The sequence below is a fragment of the Megasphaera sp. An286 genome, from assembly GCF_002163455.1.
Lineage (GTDB): Bacteria > Bacillota > Negativicutes > Veillonellales > Megasphaeraceae > Megasphaera > Megasphaera stantonii.
In genome coordinates this window covers 34,158-40,316 of the sequence record NZ_NFIY01000023.1, presented here as the reverse complement: position 1 = coordinate 40,316, position 6,159 = coordinate 34,158, and the positions used below count along the sequence as shown (strand labels likewise).

The following is a 6,159-nucleotide window of genomic DNA, read 5'->3' as shown; positions in this document are numbered from 1 at the left end:
GGGATATGGGATGCCTTGGAAGGAAATCAAGGAATATATCCAAACCGTATACGACAGTCCAGAGATTACGATTCTGGGAGACGGGGCGGCGTGGATACAGAGCGCGACGTCGTACCTGGAAAAGAGCCGCTGCGTCACGGACGGATTTCATGTTGTCAAATACTTGCGGCAGATAGCGGGGACGGAAACGATCCAACCTCTGTATGACGCCTTGCTGGCCAATGACCGGGAGCAATTCTGCCGGGAAGCTGAACAGAAGATACGGCACCGTCCGTATCGGAGAAAAGCGATTCGAAGAGGTCAGCAATATATCCTGAACCATTGGGAAGGGATTCGGGACTGGCTGCAGAACCGGGAGACATTCGCCAGCAGTACGGAAGGGCATGTCAGTCATATCCTGTCGGCCCGGCTGAGCTCACGTGGAATGGGCTGGAGCAAAGACGGGGCGGAACGGATTGCCCGATTGCGGACGCTGGCAGAAAACGGCGGCGACGTGTGGCGCTATGCCTTAGATTGCCTGACGAAGAAACACTCCGATACAGTACCAGACCTGAATTCACAGGAACTGACGCGGCAATGCCGACGCCAGCGGCTGCCGTACTGCGTGTATGATGCAGAGCACAGCTGCCGTATGCCGGGGAGCGAAGGCGCATTACACGGAAGATGGATGAAAGATATCCAAAACAGTGGATATCACCATATACATTAGATACTAAAAGGCCGGATTTACATGCCAAGATGTTTCTGTCAAATATATACCCACAACAACTTGACACTGTCGTTCGCTCCGGCCGCTATAGGGGAACGGCGGCATATATGCTATAATAAAGACAAATTTTGAGAAATGGAGCGTATATATGAGAAAATTTCTTTGGTTAGCCTTGGCCTTGACGATAGCGGCCTTTCAGGCTATCGGGGCGGCGGACTTTTCCCATCTCGTCGTCATTCACACTAACGACACCCACGGCTACGACCAGCAGGCCGACGGCGTGTACGGCATGGCAGCCGTAGCGGCGCTGAAACAGGAGTACGAGGCGAAGGGCAAGGACGTACTTCTCGTCGACGCCGGCGACGCCATACAGGACCATAATTTAGTTAATCTGAGTCAGGGCGCGACGGCTATCGCCTTTATGAACGCTGCAGGCTACGACGCCATGGCCTTGGGGAATCACGAATTCGATTATGGACAGGACGTGACACTCGAACGGGCAGCGGAAGCGGACTTTCCCTTCCTTTCCTGCAATATTCTCGTCGACGCGACGGGAAAGACCTTCGTCCGGCCCTATACGATCGTTGAAAAAGGCGGCGTAACCGTCGGCATCATCGGCATCACGACGCCGGAAACAGCGGGGGCGACGAATCCGAAACACGTATACGGCCTGACCTTTTTAGACGGACAGGATTTGTATGATGCCGTGCAATCTAACGTGGATTATCTGCGCGGCGCTGGCTGCGATCTCATCGTGGCTCTGGGGCATGTGGGCAGCGAGCCGATCAGCGAGGGCCATCGATCTGACGACATCCTGCGCCACGTGCAGGGAATCGACCTCTTTATCGACGGTCATGACCATCGTGTGAAAAACTACCGTGTCGACGGCGTGCTGCTGACGGCGACGGGCAGCCATTTAGCCAACATCGGCGTCGTTTCCTATGCGGACGGCCAATGGCGGGAACAGAACCTTCCCTACGGCGCCTTTGCCAAGGAAGACGAGGCCGTCAAGGCCTTAGTCGACAAGGCGGCGGCCGACGTACAGGCCGAATTGTCCCGGCCTATCGGCGCGTCGGAGGTCGTGCTGGACGGCAGCCGGCCTAAGGTGCGGATGGAAGAGACGAATTTAGGCGACTTCATCGCCGACGCCGTCCTGTGGCAGGCCCGCATGGCGACGGCTGCAGAGGGGACAAATATCGACGGAGCCATCGTCAACGGCGGCGGCCTGCGCGCGTCTATCCCGGCCGGCGCAGTGACCCAGGGTGCCGTTCAAGGCGTGCTGCCCTACCGGAACCAGGTGTGCGTCGTAACCATGACCGGCGAAACCTTGCTGGAAATCATGGAAGCGGCGACGGCGGCGGCTCCCTATCCGGCCGGGGCCTTCCCCCAGGTTTCGGGCATCGAAATGACGGTCCGTACGGATATTCCCTTCGCGAAGGGGCGGGTCTACGGAAATGGAAAATACTACAAGCCGGTAAAGCCCGGGCAGCGCGTGACGATTCACCGCGTCGGCGGTAAGGCCTTTTCTCCCGACGCGGTATATACGATAGCCACGTATGAATTCGTCAGTCGCGGCGGCGACGCCTACGGCGTCCTGGCTGAGCCGGGAAAGGCTGAGACGAAGTATGTCGGCTATACCGACGCTGAAGCCGTCGTCCACTACATTCAGGACGAGCTGCAGGGGCGGATCGGGACGGAATACGCCGCGCCGCAGGGACGGATCCAGCTGCAGCCTTAGTTGGATTTGCAGCGCCCCTGCAGAGGGCGCATCGATGCGAGAGGATGAATATGGCAAAAATCGCGTTAACGTTAGAGCAGAAAATTAAATTATCCCAGATGCAGCGCCTGACCATTCAGATGATGACTCTGCGGGGACAGGATTTGGTGGAATTTCTTCACGAAAAGGTGACGGAAAATCCCCTGCTGGATATTCGCTATCCCGACGTGCGGCCCAAAGCTGGCGGCGGTGCGGAAAAGCCTATCGACAATATCCGCAGCAGCGGCGACTCACTGGAGGAAAAGCTCATGAAGGAGCTCCGCGTCCAGGCCGTTTCCAAAAAGGTGATGCTGGCCGCCGGGCTGGTCATCCAGTCCCTCGACGAGAAAGGATTTTTCGCCGCCGCGTTAGAGGACATCGGCGTCGACTACGGCTTGTCTGTCGCCGATATGGAAGAGGGGCTGCGCCTGGTCCAAACCTTCGACCCGCCGGGCGTCGGCGCGCGGACGATACAGGAAGCCCTGCTGATTCAGACGCGCCGCCGGAAGGACGCGCCGGCAGGGGCGGAAGTGCTGCTGCTGAACCATTACGACGATTTCATCCGCGGCCATTGGAAGCGGCTGGAAGAACAAATGGGCTTGTCGCCGGAAGGGCTGGGACGAATCCGCCGTTTTTTGAAGAAGCTGGCCCTGCAGCCGGTCGCGCCGGCCGACGAGCGGACGGAATTCGTGCGGGCTGATATAGAAATCCTCTGCGATGAAGAGGGACATCTGACGGTGCGGTCTCTGGAAGACCTGCCGGATGTATTTTTCCGCGACGATTTGTATACGGCTTATGGTAAGGACGGCGATAAGGCGACGCAGGATTTTATCCGCAAGGCCAAGCGGCAGTTTTTGGATTTACAGACAGCCCTGGCGTACCGCCGCCAGTCAATTTTTACAGTCGTGGAGCATATAGTAAAGGAACAGGGCGAACATTTCCTCCATGGCGGCAGCCTGCGTCCTTTGACTCAAAAAGACATCGCTGCGGCGACAGGGCTCAGCGCGGCGACGGTGAGCCGCGTCTGCCGCGACCGCTACGCCTTGTTTCGCGGCCGCATCTATCCAATTCAGTCTTTTTTGGCCCACCATTACCGCTGCGATAGGGAGCGGGACGGCAGTATTTCCGACAAGGCTATCATGGAGAAAATGGCGCGGCTTATTGCGGAAGAAGACTGTCGGCGTCCCTGGTCTGATCAGGATTTAGCCGATTACTTCAGCCAGCAGTCCGTGCACGTGGCACGGCGGACGATTACGAAATTTCGATTTAAAATGAATATCCCCAACAGCCGCATGCGAAGGAGAATGAAGGAATAATCTTCGCCATGCATGTAAAAAACAGCTGCCGCATATCATCGTATTTGATATGCGGCAGCTGTTTTGTCATATATCGATTATTTTGTAATGGGATGGATACGTTTGACAATATACGTGCTCAGGAGAATGCCCAGCAATGCGAAGACTGCCATGACCGTAAAGACGATTTGGTAGCCGGCGATGCCTGCGTGAGAGTCCAGAATAGAGCCGTATACGGCGTACATGAACGCGCCGGGAAGGTAGCCGACGAAGGACGCCATGGACATGGCCGAGCCGGTGATTTCGCGGGGGACGTTGACTTCGTCCATCGGGGCGAAGAAGACGGCGCGCATGCTGTAGACGCAGGCGCTGATGACCAGGGAAATGACGATGCCGGCCCAGATGCCGAGGGCTTCGTGGGGGAGATAGGCGAAGGCGGCGAGGATGACGCCTGTAACGAGGAAGCCGACCCGCAGGTATTTCGTCGGGGAATGAAGGACTTTGTCGGAAATCAAGCCGCCGATGGGGCCACCGACCATTTTCAGGCCGTATTGGTTGATGATGCCGTATACGCCGACGAGAGCTGCCGGAAGGGCATAGGCTTCATTCAGGAAGGGGATAAAGTACGTAATACCACAATATACGCTGTAGACCAGGAAGATATTGCACGATACGAGCCAGATATTTTTGTTTTTTAACGCCTGTACGGCGCCTTTCCATGCCTGCTGGTTTTTGCTGACTGATTCGCTTTGCGCCGTCGTGTCTTGTTTGGCGTCGGGCTCTAATAAGAAGTACATGACGACGCCGATGACGCCGGGGACGGCGGCATAAAACAGGATTGCCGCGCGCAGCCCTTCGGCCGTGCTTCCCAGGGCGGAGAAAATCCCTAAGGCGCAGAAGGCGATCAGCGTGTCTACGAGGCCGCGGCCGGCTTCCATGATGCCGAACATGCGGCCTTGCTCTTCGCGGGTTCCCAACAGGCGGACCGTTTTAAGCATCGTTGGCCAGTAAAGCATGTCAGCGCAGACTGCCAGCAGACAGTAAATGAGCAGGAAGGACGTATACGATGGGAACGTAGAAAGCCACAACCCGCAAAGACAAATGCCAAGTAATGCCAAAGGAATCATTATTTTTTTCGACACCCGGTCGGTCAAATAGATAGAAGCCAGGAAGCCGAAGGTGGAAATTAAGCCGGCGACGCTCATCGCTGCGCCGATCTGCGTGTGGGATAATCCCATGAAGTCCTGCATCGGTACGTAGAAGGCATCTTTTAAAAAGCCGAGCTTGTAAATCGTGCCGGCTCCCAGCACCAGGGTACCAAAGGATATCCATTTTTTGTCTAAGCCTGCTTTCTTCGGTCGCATTACCGCTTGTTCAGCCATTTCTGAATCACTCTCCGTATCAAGTAAGTATAGATAATCTTAAAGGAATGTCGTTGTCGTGTCGAACAGATTTGACACCTTTAGTATATGTGTGAAAATGTGTAATGTCAAGTCAAAATATGTAATTATTTGGCAAAATAAAAAGTAAATGCGTTGCAAATTGTGGCAAAGTGTGTTAAGATACTATCAGAACAGATTTGGTGCATGCGGACAGAAGGAGAGATATATATGCTGTCTGAACAACGATATAAGATCATAATGGATTTATTGGAACAGGAACCGATTGTCAAAAACAACGCCTTGTGCAAATTGATGTCGACGACGAGGGAAACAGTCCGGCGGGATTTAATGACTCTGGAAGAGAAAGGACTCCTCAAGCGCATCCGCGGCGGAGCTATGAAGATCGCTAAAGGATCTGCGCCGTCGGCGTACGAGTCGTTTCACGAACGCAAGCAGAGCCAGGTGGTATATAAAGAACATATCGCTAAAGAAGCGGTGAAACTGATTCAGGACGGCCAAGTCGTCGCTCTGGATTCAGGGACGACGGCCTTGCTGTTGGCAAGAGAGCTGAAAGGCCGGTTTCGGTCTTTGACTGTCGTAACGAATTCCCTGGCCATTACGAACGAGCTGGCCGGCGCGTCGGGCATAGAGCTCATCGTGACGGGCGGCGTATATAAAGAAGATGAAGAGGCTTTTTTATCTGATTTTGCCAGCCTGATATTTTCAAAAATCCACGTCGATATTTTCTTTTTGACTACCTGCGGCATTTCAGTAGAAGCAGGCGTTACGTATCAGCGAATGGACGAAATCCCGGTCCAGACCAAGATGATGAAGGCGGCGGACTGCACGATCGCCATCGTCGACAGCTCGAAGCTGGGCGTCAATTCCCTGGTGCGCATGTGCGGCATCGAAAGCATCGCCGCCCTGGTTACCGACGTCGGTATTTCTGCCGAGCAGAGGCGGCGTTTTGAAAAAGCCGGCGTACACGTCGTCGTAGCGCCGGAAAGGAGCGAATAA

5 protein-coding genes are annotated in these 6,159 nt (G+C 55.0%); 4 read left to right on the top strand and 1 reads right to left on the bottom strand.

What is annotated here, in order from left to right; all coding sequences use genetic code 11:
• The 3 genes from B5F80_RS09855 to rpoN all read left to right on the top strand — a co-directional run.
• The coding region (locus tag B5F80_RS09855; RefSeq protein ID WP_204246390.1) for a UPF0236 family protein at window positions 1–709 on the top strand (709 nt) is incomplete at its 5' end.
• A 148-nt stretch (window positions 710–857) separates the two neighbouring features.
• Window positions 858–2,447: a bifunctional UDP-sugar hydrolase/5'-nucleotidase gene (locus tag B5F80_RS09850; protein ID WP_087478659.1), complete on the top strand. Its 1,590-nt coding sequence runs from the start codon at window positions 858–860 to the stop codon at window positions 2,445–2,447.
• A 50-nt stretch (window positions 2,448–2,497) separates the two neighbouring features.
• Window positions 2,498–3,781 (top strand): RNA polymerase factor sigma-54, encoded by a 1,284-nt coding sequence (gene rpoN / locus B5F80_RS09845; protein ID WP_087478658.1) that lies wholly within the window; start codon window positions 2,498–2,500, stop codon window positions 3,779–3,781.
• Window positions 3,782–3,858: 77 nt separating this feature from the next.
• On the opposite strand, the gene B5F80_RS09840 is transcribed toward rpoN, so the two are convergent.
• Window positions 3,859–5,142, bottom strand: a complete 1,284-nt coding sequence (locus tag B5F80_RS09840; RefSeq protein ID WP_204246389.1) for an MFS transporter — start codon at window positions 5,140–5,142, stop codon at window positions 3,859–3,861.
• A gap of 228 nt (window positions 5,143–5,370) precedes the next feature.
• Here B5F80_RS09840 and B5F80_RS09835 point away from each other — a divergent pair, with 228 nt between their 5' ends.
• Window positions 5,371–6,159: a DeoR/GlpR family DNA-binding transcription regulator gene (locus tag B5F80_RS09835; RefSeq protein ID WP_087478657.1), complete on the top strand. Its 789-nt coding sequence runs from the start codon at window positions 5,371–5,373 to the stop codon at window positions 6,157–6,159.

Coding starts and splice junctions, on each gene's coding strand:
- B5F80_RS09835 (WP_087478657.1), top strand. CDS start 5,371: ATGCTGTCTGAACAACGATATAAGATCATAATGGATTTATTGGAACAG.
- B5F80_RS09850 (WP_087478659.1), top strand. CDS start 858: ATGAGAAAATTTCTTTGGTTAGCCTTGGCCTTGACGATAGCGGCCTTT.
- rpoN (WP_087478658.1), top strand. CDS start 2,498: ATGGCAAAAATCGCGTTAACGTTAGAGCAGAAAATTAAATTATCCCAG.
- B5F80_RS09840 (WP_204246389.1), bottom strand. CDS start 5,142: ATGGCTGAACAAGCGGTAATGCGACCGAAGAAAGCAGGCTTAGACAAA.